The 15,152-nt window shown below is 70.8% G+C and carries 19 protein-coding genes; 18 read left to right on the top strand and 1 reads right to left on the bottom strand.

Features of this window, described 5'->3' with window-relative positions; genetic code table 11:
- Positions 1-3 precede the first annotated feature (3 nt).
- The 15 genes from rpsE (at position 4) to truA (ending at position 10,206) form a co-directional block, all read left to right on the top strand.
- Positions 4-618: a 30S ribosomal protein S5 gene (gene rpsE, locus ACFYM6_RS12385; protein ID WP_073834922.1), complete on the top strand. Its 615-nt coding sequence runs from the start codon at positions 4-6 to the stop codon at positions 616-618.
- On the top strand, positions 618-800 hold the full coding sequence (gene rpmD, locus ACFYM6_RS12380; RefSeq protein WP_013473693.1) for a 50S ribosomal protein L30: 183 nt from the start codon (positions 618-620) through the stop codon (positions 798-800). Before rpsE ends, rpmD begins: the two co-directional genes overlap by 1 nt.
- Positions 800-1,243, top strand: a complete 444-nt coding sequence (gene rplO / locus ACFYM6_RS12375) for a 50S ribosomal protein L15 (RefSeq protein ID WP_387274850.1) — start codon at positions 800-802, stop codon at positions 1,241-1,243. The genes rpmD and rplO overlap by 1 nt, the downstream gene beginning before the upstream one ends.
- Positions 1,244-1,478: 235 nt before the next feature.
- Complete coding sequence (secY, locus tag ACFYM6_RS12370; protein WP_073834920.1) at positions 1,479-2,807, top strand: preprotein translocase subunit SecY; 1,329 nt, start codon at positions 1,479-1,481, stop codon at positions 2,805-2,807.
- Positions 2,808-3,461: an adenylate kinase gene (locus tag ACFYM6_RS12365; protein ID WP_073834919.1), complete on the top strand. Its 654-nt coding sequence runs from the start codon at positions 2,808-2,810 to the stop codon at positions 3,459-3,461.
- Positions 3,462-3,550: 89 nt separating this feature from the next.
- Positions 3,551-4,402 (top strand): type I methionyl aminopeptidase, encoded by an 852-nt coding sequence (map, locus tag ACFYM6_RS12360; protein WP_387274847.1) that lies wholly within the window; start codon positions 3,551-3,553, stop codon positions 4,400-4,402.
- 273 nt (positions 4,403-4,675) lie between these two features.
- The gene (locus ACFYM6_RS12355; RefSeq protein ID WP_387274845.1) at positions 4,676-5,179 is read left to right on the top strand and encodes a DUF1707 domain-containing protein; all 504 of its coding nucleotides are present in this window, start codon (positions 4,676-4,678) and stop codon (positions 5,177-5,179) included.
- Between the two features lie 267 nt (positions 5,180-5,446).
- The gene (gene infA, locus ACFYM6_RS12350; RefSeq protein WP_007073013.1) at positions 5,447-5,668 is read left to right on the top strand and encodes a translation initiation factor IF-1; all 222 of its coding nucleotides are present in this window, start codon (positions 5,447-5,449) and stop codon (positions 5,666-5,668) included.
- Positions 5,669-5,761: 93 nt separating this feature from the next.
- A complete protein-coding gene (rpmJ, locus tag ACFYM6_RS12345) occupies positions 5,762-5,875 on the top strand; it encodes a 50S ribosomal protein L36 (protein WP_073834917.1) in 114 nt (37 codons plus the stop codon).
- Positions 5,876-6,138: 263 nt separating this feature from the next.
- Positions 6,139-6,519 carry a 30S ribosomal protein S13 gene (gene rpsM / locus ACFYM6_RS12340; RefSeq protein WP_073834916.1) on the top strand — a complete coding sequence of 127 codons (381 nt, stop codon included), beginning with the start codon at positions 6,139-6,141 and terminating at the stop codon, positions 6,517-6,519.
- A gap of 18 nt (positions 6,520-6,537) precedes the next feature.
- Entirely contained in the window at positions 6,538-6,945 is a 408-nt protein-coding gene (rpsK, locus tag ACFYM6_RS12335; RefSeq protein WP_007073011.1) for a 30S ribosomal protein S11, read from the top strand.
- Between the two features lie 14 nt (positions 6,946-6,959).
- Positions 6,960-7,586, top strand: coding sequence for a 30S ribosomal protein S4 (rpsD, locus tag ACFYM6_RS12330; protein WP_302771526.1), 627 nt, complete (start codon positions 6,960-6,962; stop codon positions 7,584-7,586).
- A gap of 98 nt (positions 7,587-7,684) precedes the next feature.
- A complete protein-coding gene (locus tag ACFYM6_RS12325; protein ID WP_387274843.1) occupies positions 7,685-8,707 on the top strand; it encodes a DNA-directed RNA polymerase subunit alpha in 1,023 nt (340 codons plus the stop codon).
- Between the two features lie 34 nt (positions 8,708-8,741).
- On the top strand, positions 8,742-9,299 hold the full coding sequence (gene rplQ / locus ACFYM6_RS12320; RefSeq protein WP_357438184.1) for a 50S ribosomal protein L17: 558 nt from the start codon (positions 8,742-8,744) through the stop codon (positions 9,297-9,299).
- A gap of 73 nt (positions 9,300-9,372) precedes the next feature.
- Entirely contained in the window at positions 9,373-10,206 is an 834-nt protein-coding gene (truA, locus tag ACFYM6_RS12315) for a tRNA pseudouridine(38-40) synthase TruA (protein WP_387274842.1), read from the top strand.
- A gap of 29 nt (positions 10,207-10,235) precedes the next feature.
- Here truA and ACFYM6_RS12310 read toward each other — a convergent pair whose 3' ends face one another.
- Positions 10,236-11,432 carry a hypothetical protein gene (locus ACFYM6_RS12310; RefSeq protein ID WP_387274840.1) on the bottom strand — a complete coding sequence of 399 codons (1,197 nt, stop codon included), beginning with the start codon at positions 11,430-11,432 and terminating at the stop codon, positions 10,236-10,238.
- Between the two features lie 127 nt (positions 11,433-11,559).
- On the opposite strand from ACFYM6_RS12310, the gene ACFYM6_RS12305 reads away from it, so the two are divergent.
- The 3 genes from ACFYM6_RS12305 (at position 11,560) to ACFYM6_RS12295 (ending at position 14,993) form a co-directional block, all read left to right on the top strand.
- A complete protein-coding gene (locus ACFYM6_RS12305; RefSeq protein ID WP_387274839.1) occupies positions 11,560-12,165 on the top strand; it encodes a class I SAM-dependent methyltransferase in 606 nt (201 codons plus the stop codon).
- 41 nt (positions 12,166-12,206) lie between these two features.
- Positions 12,207-13,886: an ATP-binding cassette domain-containing protein gene (locus ACFYM6_RS12300; RefSeq protein WP_387274837.1), complete on the top strand. Its 1,680-nt coding sequence runs from the start codon at positions 12,207-12,209 to the stop codon at positions 13,884-13,886.
- A 144-nt stretch (positions 13,887-14,030) separates the two neighbouring features.
- Complete coding sequence (locus ACFYM6_RS12295) at positions 14,031-14,993, top strand: aldo/keto reductase (RefSeq protein ID WP_387274835.1); 963 nt, start codon at positions 14,031-14,033, stop codon at positions 14,991-14,993.
- The last annotated feature ends 159 nt before the right edge of the window (positions 14,994-15,152 follow it).

Raw genomic sequence — 15,152 nt, 5'->3', positions numbered from 1 at the left:
CTGATGCCAGGTCAACAGCGCCGTGGCGGCGGGTCCGGTGGCAACGAGGGTGGTCGCCGCGACAACCGCCGTGAGGGCGGCCGCGGAAACGCGCCCGTCGAGAAGACCCCGCACCTTGAGCGGGTCGTCGCGATCAACCGCGTCGCCAAGGTCGTGAAGGGTGGTCGTCGCTTCAGCTTCACCGCCCTGGTGATCGTGGGCGACGGCGACGGCACCGTCGGCGTGGGCTACGGAAAGGCCAAGGAGGTGCCCGCGGCGATCGCCAAGGGTGTCGAGGAGGCCAAGAAGCACTTCTTCAAGGTGCCGCGGATCGGCGCCTCGATCCCGCACCCGGTGCAGGGCGAGGACGCGGCCGGTGTGGTGCTGCTCAAGCCGGCCTCGGCCGGTACGGGCGTCATCGCCGGCGGCCCGGTGCGCGCCGTGCTGGAGTGCGCGGGCATCCACGACGTGCTCTCCAAGAGCCTCGGCTCGTCCAACCCGATCAACATCGTGCACGCCACGGTGGCGGCCCTGAAGGCGCTCGAGTCGCCGGAGGCGGTCGCGGCCCGTCGTGGTCTGCCGGTCGAGGACGTCGCGCCGGCCGCGATGCTGGCGTCCCGGGCGGGGGTGGCTTCCTGATGGCGCGCCTGAAGGTCACCCAGGTCCGGTCCGAGATCGGGACCAAGAAGAACCAGCGTGACTCGCTGCGTTCGCTCGGTCTCAAGCGGATCAACGACGTGGTGGTCAAGGAGGACCGGCCGGAGATCCGGGGCATGATCTTCACGGTCAACCACCTCGTGAAGGTCGAGGAGGTCGAGTAATGACGATCAAGGTCCACCACCTGCGTCCGGCGCCGGGGGCCAAGACCGAGAAGACCCGGGTGGGTCGCGGTGAGGGCTCCAAGGGCAAGACCGCCGGCCGCGGTACCAAGGGTTCGAAGGCCCGGAAGAACATCTCGCCGGCGTTCGAGGGTGGGCAGATGCCCATCCACATGCGCCTGCCGAAGATGAAGGGCTTCAAGAACAAGTTCAAGGTCGTCTTCCAGGTGGTCAACCTGGACCGGCTCGCCGAGCTCTTCCCGAACGGCGGCCAGGTCGGCCCGGTCGAGATGGTCGAGGCCGGCGCGGTCCGCAAGGGCCAGCCGGTCAAGGTGCTCGGCACCGGCGACCTCGGCGGTGTGGCCCTCCAGGTGTCGGCGCACGCGTTCAGCGCGTCGGCCAAGGAGAAGATCACCGCTGCCGGTGGCTCGGTCACCGAGCTGTAAGGCACGACACATGGCGCCCGCTCAGGTCCGCGTGACTGGGCGGGCGCCATGGTCTACCTGGCGAATGTGCGCCGGGTAACATCGGATTCGTTTTATGTAGCCGGGCGCATCTGCCCCGACTGGGATCGGGCTGTTAGAGTCCCATCCCAGCTATGGATATCGGGCACTCGCCCGGCACCCACCCCGGATCCGCCAGGAATCAGACCGGCGGCCCGCGTCGCGCAGGAGGAAGAAGTTGCTGTCCGCCTTTCTCAGTGCGTTCCGTACGCCTGACCTGCGCAAGAAGCTGCTGTTCACAGTAGGCATCATCGCGGTCTACCGGCTCGGCGCCACTCTGCCCAGCCCCGGTGTCTCGTACGGCAACGTCCAGAAGTGCCTCGACGCCATCCAGGGCGGCGGCACCGGCGTGCTGAACCTGCTGGACCTCTTCAGCGGTGGCGCGCTGCTGCAGCTCTCGGTCTTCGCGCTGGGCATCATGCCCTACATCACCGCGTCGATCATCCTGCAGCTGCTGACCGTGGTCATCCCGCGGCTGGAGCAGCTCCGCAAGGAGGGCCAGGCCGGCCAGGCGAAGATCACCCAGTACACCCGCTACCTGACCCTGGGTCTGGGCATCCTCCAGTCCTCGGCGTTCGTGGCCCTGGCCCGCTCCGGGCAGCTCTTCCAGAACCGCTGCGACCAGTGGCCGATCGTCCCCCGGGACACCGGCATCCCGGACTGGCTGACCCTGGGCATCCTGGTCATGACCATGACCGCCGGCACCGGTGTGGTGATGTGGCTCGGCGAGCTGATCACCGACCGCGGCGTCGGCAACGGCATGTCCGTGCTGATCTTCACCTCGATCGCCGCCCGGCTCCCCAGCGAGGGCTGGAAGATCAAGACCACCAAGGGCTGGGGGATGTTCCTCCTCGTCATCGCCCTGGTGCTGGTGGTCATCTGCGCGGTCACCTTCATCGAGCAGGCCCAGCGCCGGATCCCGGTGCAGTACGCCAAGCGCATGATCGGCCGGCGGATGTACGGCGGCACCTCCACCTACATCCCGCTGAAGGTGAACCAGGCCGGCGTCATCCCGGTCATCTTCGCCTCGTCGCTGCTCTACCTGCCGACGCTCGCGCTCCAGTTCTTCGATCAGACCAACCCGGGCAAGACCCAGGCCTGGATCCAGAACCACATCGTGAAGGCGAGCGCGCCGGAGCACATCGCGATCTACTTCCTGCTGATCATCTTCTTCACGTACTTCTACGTGTCGATCACGTTCAACCCGACCGAGGTCGCCGACAACATGAAGAAGTACGGCGGCTTCGTGCCGGGCATCCGCCCCGGCAAGCCGACCGCCGAGTACCTCGACTTCATCCTCAGCCGGATCACCCTGCCGGGTGCGCTCTACCTGGGCATCATCGCGATCCTGCCGAACTTCTTCTTCATCTGGCTCGACAACCAGCAGTTCCAGAACTTCCCGTTCGGCGGCACCGCTGTGCTCATCATGGTCGGCGTCGGTCTGGAGACCGTGAAGCAGATCGAGAGCCAACTCATGCAGCGGAACTACGAAGGGTTCCTGCGGTAGATGCGACTCGTTCTGGTTGGCCCGCCGGGCGCGGGCAAGGGCACACAGGCGGAGTTCATCGCCGCTCACCTGTCGGTGCCGAAGATCTCGACCGGGGACATCTTCCGGGCGAACGTCTCCCAGGGCACCCCGCTCGGCGTCGAGGCCAAGCGATACATGGACGCCGGCAAGCTGGTCCCGGACGAGGTCACCATCAACATGGTGCGGGACCGGCTCGCCGAGCCGGACGCCAGTGAGGGCTTCCTGCTCGACGGCTTCCCCCGTACCACCCCGCAGGCCGCCGCGCTGGACAAGCTCCTCGCCGACCTCGGCACCGCGCTGGACCTCGTGCTGGAGCTGGTCGTGGACGACGACGAGGTGATCCGGCGGCTCTCCGGCCGGCGTACCTGCCGGGGCTGCGGCAAGATCTGGCACGTCGAGTTCGACGCCACCACCCGCGAGGGGATCTGCGACCGCTGCGGCGCCGAGCTGTTCCAGCGGGACGACGACAAGCCGGAGACCATCGCCGCCCGGCTCCGGGAGTACGCCGAGAAGACCGCGCCGCTGGTCGACTACTACGGCGCTCAGGGCAAGCTCGTCGGTATCGACGCGACCGGGCCGGTGGAGGACGTCACCGTCCGCGCCATCGACGCCCTCCGTTCCTACGGCGGCTGACGTCCCGCCGGCTTCCGGCGGATAGAGTGCGAACAGCGGGGTACGTGCGACGTGCCCCGCTGTTCCGCGCAACGAAAGGTAACGGCTCCATGCGTCGTCCCCAGCTGGACATCCAGCTGAAGACCCCCGACCAGATCGAGATGATGCGGGCCGCCGGTCTGGTGGTGGCCCGCGCGCTGCGTCGGATGCGGGAGGCGGTTGCCCCCGGTGTGAGCACGGCCGACCTGGACGCGATCGCCGAGGCCACCATCCGGGAGGCCGGTGCCGTTCCGTCGTTCAAGGGCTACCACGGCTACCCGGCGTCGATCTGCTCCTCGGTCAACGAGCAGGTGGTGCACGCCATCCCGTCGTCCAAGCAGGTGCTCCGCGAGGGTGACCTGATCTCGATCGACTGCGGCGCGGTGCTCAACGGGTGGCACGGCGACGCCGCGATCACCGTCGGCGTCGGTGAGGCCGACCCGGCCCTGCTGAAGATGGCCGCCGTGGCCGAGGACGCGATGTGGGCCGGGATCGCCGCCGCCGCCCAGGGCGCCGCCGGCGGGAAGGGCCGGCTCACCGACATTTCCCACGCGGTGGAGCACGCGGTCCGCAAGGCCGGCCGCTACGGCATCGTCGACGGGTACGGCGGGCATGGCATCGGTACCGAGATGCACCAGGACCCGCACGTGCTGAACCACGGGCGCCCCGGCAAGGGGCCCCGGCTGGTGCCCGGCATGGCGCTGGCGATCGAGCCGATGATCACCATGGGCTCGCCGCGTACGGTCGAGCAGGCCGACGGCTGGACGGTGGTCACCCGGGACGGCTCCGTGGCGGCGCACGTCGAGCACTCGATGGCCCTGCTGAACGACGGTGTGTGGGTGCTGACCGCGGAGGACGGCGGCCGGGCCCGGCTCGGCGACCTGGTCACCGCCCGCCAGCCGGCCGACTCGCCGGCGGTCTGACGGGTCCGGGTGTCGGCCGCGCCGACCCTGCCTTCGCTACGCACGTGATGTCGTGAACGAGTCGGCGGCCGGGCGGTGGCGCCGGCGACACCTCAGGCTGCTGGCGGTTGCCCAGGCGGGGTGACGCCGGTCGCCGGGCAATCCGATCCGTTTGCGGCATCCGGTTTCGTAGCGTGCCGACTGAGCGTTCTCGGCCGATCGCAGTCCGTCTGCGCCGGTCGTCCGGTCAGGGGCGTTACGGCGAAGTGGTCCGGCGCTGTCATGCTTGCCTTCATGGACGGGGAGAGGGAGATGCGGGCGGCCGACACCGACCGGCAGGCGACAGCGGAACGGCTCCGGGCGGCCCTGGAGGAGGGCCGGCTCGACCTGCACGAGTACGACGAGCGGTTGGGCCGGACGTACGGCGCGAAGACGTACGCCGAACTGGCCGAGATCGTGGCCGACCTGCCGGGTCCGGCGCCAGCGCAGCGATCCGCCCTGGCGGCCGCACCGCCCGGCCCGCTGCCGGCGGGCGAGGGAGTGGCCGCCGTGGCGGGACGCCCGTCCGGCTGGCTGCTCGGGATCTGGTCGCCCTGGTTGCGGGTGGCCGCCGTGCTGATCCCGATCTGGCTGATCGTCTCGATCGGCTCCGGCAACTTCTCCGGCTACTGGCCGGCCTGGGTGCTCGGCCCTTGGGGCGCCCTCCTGCTGTTGCGGACCGTGGGCGTGTCCGACGGCGGGCCGCACCCGACCGAGCGGCGCCGCCAGGCCCGGCGGGAACGGCGGCGGGGCCGCTGACCGACATGCTGTGGCCAGCGCCACAGCACGTCGCCGAGGCCTGATGGATTTCCTCCGTCGGGGGTCGGATGCGCGGCCGGTTTGGCGGCGGCGCGCAGGCGGGCGTACACTTTCTGATCGGCGCACAGCGTCCACTCCGGCATGCCCACCCAGCGCTTCGGTGGGAGCCGGAGCCGCGGCTGGCGCGGGTTTCCTGATCTTGATCAGTTCACCCGTGTAAGACGTTGTGGGCCGTCCGGAGCAACCGACGTCAGGACAGCGGAGGACATGCCGAAAAAAGACGGAGCCATCGAGATCGAGGGTCGGGTCATCGAGCCCCTGCCGAACGCCATGTTCCGCGTGGAGCTCGCGAACGGCCACAAGGTGCTGGCTCACATCAGCGGCAAGATGCGGCAGCACTACATCCGCATCCTGCCGGAGGACCGGGTCGTCGTCGAACTCTCGCCGTACGACCTGACCCGCGGGCGCATCGTCTACCGCTACAAGTAAGCCTGACGACGGCCGGGAAGTCCCCGTGTCCGTCTTCGACGTCCGGCGTCGCGCAGCGTCGCGTCTCCGGGCCAGATGGGAAGTAAGGCAACCGTGAAGGTCAAGCCGAGCGTCAAGAGGATCTGCAACAAGTGCCGGGTGATCCGCCGGCACGGCCGGGTCATGGTCATCTGCCAGGACCCGCGCCACAAGCAGCGCCAGGGCTGAGCCGTTCCCGCCGACCGTGACGAGCGGCGGCGGAAAAGGCCCGGGCGGCAGATTCCGACAAACACATCACCAGCTCGTCCCAGCCGCGAGCGGTACGCAGCGCGTACCCCCTCGTGGTCGACCCCCGGTCGGAGGCCGGGGCCCGCTTGGGCAGCGACCGATCCCGGTCGCCGGCGCGTGACGCCGGAAGGACAGGGACGGCCGGTAGCGGGGTGGGACGGGTCCACACCTCCGCCACAACATCACGAGGAGTACGCCCGCACATGGCACGTCTAGTCGGCGTGGACCTCCCCCGCGAGAAGCGGATGGAGATCGCGCTCACCTACATCTTCGGGGTCGGCCGTACCCGCGCCCTGGAGACGCTCGCCGCCACCGGCATCTCGCCGGACAAGCGCGCTCGGGACCTCACGGATGAGGAGCTGGTCCAGCTCCGTAATCACATCGAGGGCAACTACAAGGTTGAAGGTGACCTGCGCCGCGAGGTCGCCGCTGACATCCGCCGCAAGGTCGAGATCGGCTGCTACGAGGGCATCCGGCACCGCCGGGGCCTGCCCGTGCGTGGCCAGCGGACCAAGACCAACGCCCGGACCCGGAAGGGCCCGAAGCGGACCGTCGCCGGCAAGAAGAAGCCCGGCAAGAAGTAACTAGGAGCGCACAGACTTATGCCACCGAAGGCTCGTGCCGGAGCCGCCGTCAAGAAGGTCCGGCGCAAGGAACGCAAGAACGTCGCCCACGGGCAGGCGCACATCAAGAGCACCTTCAACAACACCATCGTGTCCATCACGGACCCGACCGGTGCGGTCATCTCCTGGGCTTCCGCGGGCCAGGTCGGCTTCAAGGGCTCGCGCAAGTCGACCCCGTTCGCCGCGCAGCTGGCCGCCGAGGCCGCCGCGCGTCGGGCCATGGAGCACGGCATGCGCAAGGTCGACGTGTTCGTCAAGGGCCCCGGCTCCGGCCGGGAGACCGCCATCCGCTCGCTGCAGGCCGTGGGCCTCGAGGTCGGTCAGATCTCCGACGTCACCCCGCAGCCGCACAACGGATGCCGTCCGCCGAAGCGTCGCCGGGTCTGAGAGGTTAGAGAGAGATGGCTCGTTACACCGGTGCTGACTGCCGCCGTTGCCGGCGGGAGAAGATGAAGCTGTTCCTCAAGGGCAGCAAGTGCGATGGTCCGAAGTGCCCGTTCGAGTCCCGGCCGTTCCCGCCCGGGCAGCACGGCCGCGGCCGCACCAAGGAGACGGAGTACCTGCTCCAGCTCCGTGAGAAGCAGAAGGCCCGCCGGGTCTACGGCGTGCTGGAGAAGCAGTTCCGCGGCTACTACGAGGAGGCCGTGGGCAAGCAGGCCAAGACCGGTGAGGTCCTCCTGCAGATCCTCGAGTCGCGGCTGGACAACGTGGTCTACCGGGCTGGCTACGCCAAGTCCCGGGACATGGCCCGTCAGCTGGTCAAGCACGGTCACTTCACGGTGAACGGCAAGAAGGTCGACATCCCGTCGTACCGGGTCAAGGAGCACGACATCATCGAGGTGCGTGCGAAGAGCAAGGAGCTCACCCCGTTCCTGGTGGCGCAGGGTGAGGCCGGCTCGCGGACCGTTCCGGCGTGGCTGGAGGCCATCCCGAGCCAGCTGAAGATCCTCGTGCACTCGCTCCCGGCCCGCCAGGTGATCGACACCCAGGTCCAGGAGCAGCTGATCGTCGAGCTCTACTCGAAGTAAGGGCTCGTTGCGGTGGCCCGCCCCCTCGGGGACGGGCCACCGGAACAGTTTGTGTCGTGGGCGTCATATGGCGGGCGCCCCGGAAGAGAAGAGAAAAGATGCTCATCAGCCAGCGACCGACCCTCTCCGAGGAGTCGATCAACGAGACCCGGTCCCGGTTCACCATCGAGCCGCTGGAGCCGGGCTTCGGCTACACCCTGGGCAACTCGCTGCGGCGTACGCTGCTGTCGTCCATCCCGGGTGCGGCCGTCACCTCGATCAAGATCGACGGCGTGCTGCACGAGTTCACCACGATCCCCGGGGTCAAGGAGGACGTGGTCGAGCTCGTCATGAACATCAAGGAGCTCTGCGTCAGCTCCGAGCACGACGAGCCGGTCAGCATGTACCTGCGCAAGCAGGGCCCGGGCGACGTGACCGCCGGTGACATCCAGCCCCCGGCCGGTGTCTCCGTGCACAACCCGGACCTGAAGCTCGCCACCCTGAACGGCAAGGGCCGGCTCGACATGGAGCTGACCGTCGAGCGGGGTCGGGGCTACGTCACGGCGGCGCAGAACAAGCAGACGGGCGCGGAGATCGGCCGGATCCCGGTCGACTCGATCTACTCGCCGGTGCTCAAGGTGACCTACCGCGTCGAGGCGACCCGTGTCGAGCAGCGGACCGACTTCGACCGGCTGATCATCGACGTCGAGACCAAGCCGTCGATGGGCCCGCGTACCGCGCTGGCTTCGGCCGGCTCGACGCTGGTGGAGCTGTTCGGGCTGGCCCGGGAGCTGGACGAGACCGCCGAGGGCATCGACATCGGGCCGTCCCCGCAGGACGCCCAGCTGGCGGCGGACCTGGCTCTGCCGATCGAGGAGCTGGACCTCACCGTCCGCTCCTACAACTGCCTCAAGCGCGAGGGCATCAACTCCGTTGGTGAGCTGATCGGGCGTACCGAGGCGGACCTCCTCGACATCCGGAACTTCGGTCAGAAGTCGATCGACGAGGTCAAGATGAAGCTCGCCGGGATGGGCCTGGGGCTGAAGGACTCCGCCCCGAACTTCGACCCGGCGCACGTCGTGGACGCCTTCGGCGAAGCCGACTACGACACCGACGACTACCGCGAGACCGAGCAGCTCTAAGTCCGGCTGCCGCCACATCTGAGGAGCACCAACAATGCCCACGCCCACCAAGGGCCCCCGCCTCGGCGGCAGCCCCGCGCACGAGCGGCTGATGCTGGCCAACCTGGCCACCTCGCTGTTCCAGCACGGCAAGATCCAGACCACCGAGACGAAGGCCCGGCGGCTGCGCCCGCTGGCCGAGCAGCTGATCACCAAGGCCAAGCGGGGCGACCTCGCCTCGCGTCGGCGGGTGCTGGCCGTCGTCAAGGACAAGGACGTGGTCTACACCCTGTTCGACCAGATCGCGCCCCGGTACGCCAACCGCAACGGTGGCTACACCCGGATCGTGAAGACCGGCCCGCGCAAGGGTGACGCCGCTCCGATGGCGATCATCGAGCTGGTGGAGGAGCTTCAGGTCGCCGAGCCGAAGGCGAACAAGAAGACCGCCGCCCGCAAGGCCGCGCAGCAGGACAAGGTCGAGGCCCTGGCCCCGGCCGAGGAGACCCCGGCGTCGGCCCCGGCCGACCAGGACTCCGAGCCGCCGGTGCACGTCTCCGGTGACACCGCCGCCGCCCGCGAGGACAGCGACGAGGCCAACGAGAACAAGGCCTGAGCTGAGGCAGATCGTCGGGCCCGGCATCCCTTCGTGGGGTGCCGGGCCCGACGCCGTCAACGGGAGGTACGAGGTGGACGAGCGGACCCGGCTGCGGCTGGACGTCTCGTACGACGGCACCGGCTTCTCCGGCTGGGCTGCCCAGCCCACTCGGCGCACCGTCGCCGGGGTGCTGGTCGAGACGCTGGACCTGATCCTCGGCGCGGGCACTGCGACCGGGTTGACCGTGGCCGGCCGCACCGACGCCGGCGTGCACGCCACCGGGCAGGTCTGCCACCTCGACCTGCCGACCGCCGCGTGGCGGCAGCACGAGGGGGGCCTGCTGCGCCGCCTAGCCCGGCTGCTCCCGCCCGACGTGCGGGTACGCGCCATGACCGAGGTTCCGGGCGACTTCGACGCCCGCTTCTCGGCCACCTTCCGCCGCTACGAGTACCATGTCACCGACGCTGCGTGGGGTGCCGAGCCGTTGCGCCGCACCGACACCCTCGCCTGGCCGAAGCCGCTGGACCTGGCGGCGCTGAACGCCGCCGCCGCCGGCCTGGTGGGGGAGCACGACTTCGCCGCGTACTGCCGGCGCAAGGAGAACGCCACCACGCTGCGCGAGGTGACCCGGCTGGACTGGCGGCGCGACCCGGACGGGATCCTGGTCGCCACGGTGCAGGCCGACGCGTTCTGCCAGGCGATGGTGCGCAGCCTGGTCGGCGCCATGCTGGTCGCCGGGGACGGCCGCCGGCCGGTGGAGTGGCCGGCCAGCCTGCTGAGCCGGCGGGAACGGTCCAGCGAGGTGACCGTGGCCCCGGCGCACGGGCTGACCCTGGTCGCCGTCGGCTATCCGGACGACCCCGCCGAGTACGCCCGCCGCGCCGATCTCACCCGCCGGCTCCGGGTCCCGGCCGCCGAGGGCTGAACCGTCCTTCCGGCGCCGGGGGCCGCCGGTCAGTTGTTGCGGGGGCTCCGCTGGTCGGTCGCGTTCTGGCCGGTGCTGTCGTCGGTCTGCGGCTGGGTGGGCTGGCTGGCCACCCCGCCGTTCGCCCGGCGTTCCAGCACGCCGCGGTTCAGGTGGACCTCGATGAGGTCGTACAGGATGTCGCGCGCGTTGGCGTCGGTGGAGCTGATCCGCTGCCCGTCCGCGCGGGTGACCAGGCAGTAGGCGAGGTAGTGCCCGCGTACCTGCCAGCCGACCCGGGCGGCTGCCTTCGCCACGGCCTCGGTGCTGTTGTCGACCGACATGCCCTGCAGCCGGCCCTGCCGTTCGTCGAGCAGCTGCCGCATCCGGTCCCGGGCCCGCTGGGCGCTGGCCACGTCGGTCAGGTTGAACAGGCCGGCGGTGATCAGGTAGTCCCCGTCGGGGGAGCGGAGGGTCGCCCGGACCACCTGGTTGCAGCCGAGGCGGACGAGCAGGTCGGCGATCTCACCGGTCGCCGCGACCGCGCAGCTGCCGCTGGACTGCGACTTGAGCACCTGGTAGGCCGGCTGGCCGCTGGCCACCACGAGCTGCCGGCCCGGGAAGACCTCCTTGGCGGTGAGCGCCGACTGGTCGGTGTCCCGGGAGTCCAGGTCCTTCCCGTCGGCCGCGGCCGACTGCTCCACCACGGGCTGCCCGGTCTGCTGGCCGGCCTGCGGGTTGCCGGTCCGCTCCTGCAGCAGGGCGGCGACGGCCAGGCCGCAGAGCGCGAGCAGCACCAGCACGGCGGCGCCGCCGATCAGCACCTGCCAGGCCCGGCCGCCGCCGCGCCTGCGGATGGGCCTGGCGGGCTCGGCCACGTCCAGCTCGTCGGCCGTGTGGGTGACCGGGGGCTTCTCGGCCGGCGCGGAGGGGCGGCCCGGGGTGGTGGACGCCGGCGGCGCTGCCACCTGATGCGGTGCGGTGGTGGACGCCGCCGGCGGCGTCGGCCCGGTGGCCCGGGCGGCGGCCGGAGCGGACGCCTGCCGGGCCGGCGCCGGGGTGGGGGCCGGGGCCGGGCTGACGTCGACGGGCGGTCGGGTGCGCCGCACCGGCGGGGGCAGCGACGGAGTGGGGAAGCGGGACGGCGAGGGGCCCGCGGGTGGAGGTGCCGCGGGTACGGACGGCTCCGACCCGGGCCTCGGGTACTCCAGGGAGCCGTCCTCATCGGACTCGTACCGATACACCATGTGCGTTACCCTAAGACCTATTGTCCCTTTCGGGGGTAATATCGGGAAAATCAAGCGAAGTGGTGTCGCATCTACTTCGCCCACACCGTCGGCGGTGCCGTCCGGGGCCGGTGCGACAATGCCGGACGTGACCGGCGACCACTACTTCACCGCTGAACCCACGACCGCCGCCCAGCCGCGCGAGGTCGAGTTCTCCGTCGCCGGGCGCGACTACACCCTCGCCTCGGCCGGCGGGGTCTTCTCCGCCGACCGGCTCGACCCCGGCACTGCGGTCCTGTTGCGCAAGGCCGAATTGCCCACCGCCGCCACCACCGGCCCGCTGCTCGACCTCGGCTGCGGATTCGGGCCGATCACCTGCGTACTCGCCACCAGCGCGCCGGCCGCCACTGTCTGGGCGGTCGACGTCAACCAGCGCGCGCGTGAGCTCACCGCCGCCAACGCCGCCCGGGTCGGGGCCGCCGATCGGGCCCGGGTCGCCGCGCCGGACGGGGTACCAGCCGACGTCTCCTTCGCCCAGATCTGGTCCAACCCTCCGATCCACATCGGCAAGCCGGAACTGCACGAGCTGCTGCTCCGCTGGCTGCCCCGGCTCGCCCCGGACGGGGTGGCGTGGCTGGTCGTCGCCCGGCACCTCGGCGGCGACTCGCTGCACCGCTGGCTCGTCGAGCAGGGCTGGCAGGTCGAGCGGCACGCCAGCCAGAAGGGCTACCGGGTGCTGCGGGTCACCCGATAATCGAGTGTCGCCCGTGCCGCCCCCTCGGGCAGGATGCCCGCGTGGGATACGTGGACGTGGCAGGGGTCGGGCACTTCCTCCCGGACGGCCGGGAGCTCTTCGCCGAGGTGTCGTTCCGGGTCGGTGAGGGCACCAAGCTGGCCCTCGTCGGGCCCAACGGCGCCGGCAAGACCACCCTGCTCCGGATGGTCGCCGGCGACCTGCCGGTGAAGACCGGTGCGATCGCCCGCTCCGGCGGTCTCGGCGTGATGCGGCAGTTCATCGGCATGATCGGGGACGACTCGACGCTCGCCGACCTGGCCCTCGCGCTCGCCCCGCCGGCGCTGCGCGACGCCGGCCGCCGGCTCGCCGAGACCGAGGCGGCCATGCGGGCGGCCGAGGTCCGCGGCAAGTACAGCACCGCCGCCGGCAAGGCCCAGCTCGCGTACGCGGACGCGCTCGCGGCCTGGGGTGAGGTCGGCGGGTACGAGGCCGAGGTGCTCTTCGACACCGTCACCACCATCGTCCTCGACCTGCCGTGGGATGCCGCCCGGGACCGCCCGGTGCGGACCCTCTCCGGCGGCCAGCAGAAGCGCTTCGCCCTCGAACTGCTGCTCCGGGGCACCGACGAGGTGCTCCTCCTCGACGAGCCGGACAACTTCCTCGACGTGCCGGGCAAGCGGTGGCTGGAGGCACGGCTGCGCGAGTCCGGCAAGTCGGTGCTCTACGTCTCGCACGACCGGGAGCTGCTGGCGCAGACCGCCGACAGGGTGGTCGCCGTCGAAGGTGGCAGCGCCTGGGTGCATCCGGGCAGCTTCGCGAGCTGGCACGAGGCGCGGGTGGCCCGGCACGCCCGCCTCGACGAGCTGCGCAAGCGCTGGGACGAGGAGCACCAGAAGCTGCGCGAGCTGGTGCTGATGTACAAGCAGAAGGCCGCGTACAACTCCGACATGGCCTCGCGTTACCAGTCGGCGCAGACCCGGTTGCGTAAGTTCGAGGAGGCCGGGCCGCCGCCCGTGCCCCCGAAGGACCAGGACATCCGGATGCGGCTGACCGGCGGGCGGACCGGCAAGCGGGCGGTGGTCTGCGAGCAGCTCGAGCTCGACGGCCTGACCTACCCCTTCGACCTGGAGCTCTGGTACGGCGACCGGATCGCCGTGCTGGGCGCGAACGGGACGGGCAAGTCGCATTTCCTCCGCCTGCTGGCTCGCGGCGGGAGCGACCCGGACCCGGCCAACGCGCCGGTCGACGGGGCGGCCGCGCTCGCCCCCGTCGCCCACGGCGGGGTGGTACGCCTCGGCGCCCGGGTCCGGCCCGGGCACTTCTCGCAGACCCACGACCGGCCGGAGCTGATCGAGAAGACGCTGGTCGACATCCTCTGGCGGGGCGACGAGCACCGGGCCGGGATGGACCGGCACGCGGCGATGGCGGCGCTGTCCCGGTACGAGCTGGCCGGGCAGGGCGACCAGCGTTTCGGCACCCTCTCCGGTGGCCAGCAGGCCCGTTTCCTGGTGCTGCTGCTGGAGCTCTCCGGCGCGACCCTGCTGCTGCTCGACGAGCCGACCGACAACCTCGACCTGGCCTCCGCCGAGGCGCTCGAAGCGGGGTTGGCCGCGTTCGAGGGGACGGTGATCGCGGTGACCCACGACCGGTGGTTCACCCGCTCCTTCGACCGGTTCGTGCTGTTCCGCGGCGACGGCGAGGTGGTGGAGACCCCCGAGCCGGTCTGGGACGTCGGCTGACCCGGTGCCTTCGACCCGGGTCCGCCGCGAGTTCGGCGCGGCGGCCCCGGGTGAGCGCCGCTGTGGAGCTGATGTCGTGAACGACTCACCGGGTCGTCCCCGACCTTGGGGCTCGACCAGTTGCGCTCCCCGCCCGGGCATAGGGTGGATCTCGTGAGTGAGATGACGTACCGCCGGCTGGGCGACTCCGGGCTCGTGGTGTCCGTGGTCGGCATCGGCTGCAACAACTTCGGCCGCAAGCTCGACCTCGACGGCACCCGGGCGGTGGTCGAGGCCGCGCTCGACGCCGGGATCAACTTCTTCGACACCGCCGACATCTACGGCGAGCCGCAGGGCAGCTCCGAGGAGCTGCTCGGGCAGGCGCTCAAGGGCTACCGCGACGACGTGGTGGTCGCCACCAAGTTCGGCATGGACATGCACGGCCTGAACGGGCCGGACTTCGGTGCCCGGGGTGCCCGCCGCTACATCGCCCGCGCGGTCGAGGCGTCGCTGCGCCGGCTCGGCACCGACCACATCGACCTGTACCAGATGCACGAACCCGACCCCGACACCCCGATCGACGAGACACTTGCTGCCCTGGACGACCTGGTCCGTGCCGGCAAGGTCCGCTACCTCGGCAACTCGAACTTCGCCGGCTGGCAGATCGCCGACGCCGACTGGACCGCGTCCTCCCAGGGCCGCACCCGCTTCATCTCCGCGCAGAACCACTACAGCCTGCTGGAGCGGAGCGTCGAGGCCGAGGTCATCCCGGCCTGCGAGCGGTTCGGCCTGGGCATGCTGCCGTTCTTCCCGCTGGCCAACGGCCTGCTCACCGGCAAGTACCACCGGGGCGAGGCGCCGCCCGCCGGCAGCCGGCTCTCCGGCGGCGGCCGGTACGCCGAGCGGCTGGCCGCGGCGGACTGGGACACCATCGAGGCGATCGAGGCGTACGCGGCGGAGCGTGGGATCTCGATGCTCCAGGTGGCCATCGGTGGACTCGCCGCCCGCCCGGCGGTGACCTCGGTGATCGCCGGGGCCACCACGCCCGAGCAGGTACGCGCCAACGCCGAGGCGGGCGCCTGGCAGCCCATCGACGAGGACCTCGCCGCCCTCGACGCCATCCTCTGACCCGGCTTTCCGCTGCCCCGGCGCCGTTCCGTTCGGCACCGGGGCAGCGTGCTGTCCGCCCCAGCCTGCTGGCGGCACCCGTGGCCGGGGGAGGGCGGCGGTGGGTGGGAAAAGTGCTACCCGCCCTTGGCGGATCCCCGGCGGACGTCGTACGGTAGG

The sequence above is a fragment of the Micromonospora sp. NPDC006431 genome (assembly GCF_042870725.1).
Taxonomy (GTDB): Bacteria; Actinomycetota; Actinomycetes; order Mycobacteriales; family Micromonosporaceae; genus Micromonospora.
Note: the sequence above shows the minus strand (reverse complement) of the source record. Positions and strands in the feature narration are given on the sequence as shown.

Bases quoted from the DNA above. Each gene is read 5' to 3' on its own strand.
- rplO (WP_387274850.1), top strand. From the start codon at position 800: ATGACGATCAAGGTCCACCACCTGCGTCCGGCGCCGGGGGCCAAGACC.
- rpsE (WP_073834922.1), top strand. From the start codon at position 4: ATGCCAGGTCAACAGCGCCGTGGCGGCGGGTCCGGTGGCAACGAGGGT.
- rpmD (WP_013473693.1), top strand. From the start codon at position 618: ATGGCGCGCCTGAAGGTCACCCAGGTCCGGTCCGAGATCGGGACCAAG.
- infA (WP_007073013.1), top strand. From the start codon at position 5,447: ATGCCGAAAAAAGACGGAGCCATCGAGATCGAGGGTCGGGTCATCGAG.
- map (WP_387274847.1), top strand. From the start codon at position 3,551: ATGCGTCGTCCCCAGCTGGACATCCAGCTGAAGACCCCCGACCAGATC.
- rpsK (WP_007073011.1), top strand. From the start codon at position 6,538: ATGCCACCGAAGGCTCGTGCCGGAGCCGCCGTCAAGAAGGTCCGGCGC.
- ACFYM6_RS12365 (WP_073834919.1), top strand. From the start codon at position 2,808: ATGCGACTCGTTCTGGTTGGCCCGCCGGGCGCGGGCAAGGGCACACAG.
- rplQ (WP_357438184.1), top strand. From the start codon at position 8,742: ATGCCCACGCCCACCAAGGGCCCCCGCCTCGGCGGCAGCCCCGCGCAC.
- rpsD (WP_302771526.1), top strand. From the start codon at position 6,960: ATGGCTCGTTACACCGGTGCTGACTGCCGCCGTTGCCGGCGGGAGAAG.
- ACFYM6_RS12310 (WP_387274840.1), bottom strand. From the start codon at position 11,432: ATGGTGTATCGGTACGAGTCCGATGAGGACGGCTCCCTGGAGTACCCG.
- ACFYM6_RS12355 (WP_387274845.1), top strand. From the start codon at position 4,676: ATGGACGGGGAGAGGGAGATGCGGGCGGCCGACACCGACCGGCAGGCG.
- rpsM (WP_073834916.1), top strand. From the start codon at position 6,139: ATGGCACGTCTAGTCGGCGTGGACCTCCCCCGCGAGAAGCGGATGGAG.
- ACFYM6_RS12325 (WP_387274843.1), top strand. From the start codon at position 7,685: ATGCTCATCAGCCAGCGACCGACCCTCTCCGAGGAGTCGATCAACGAG.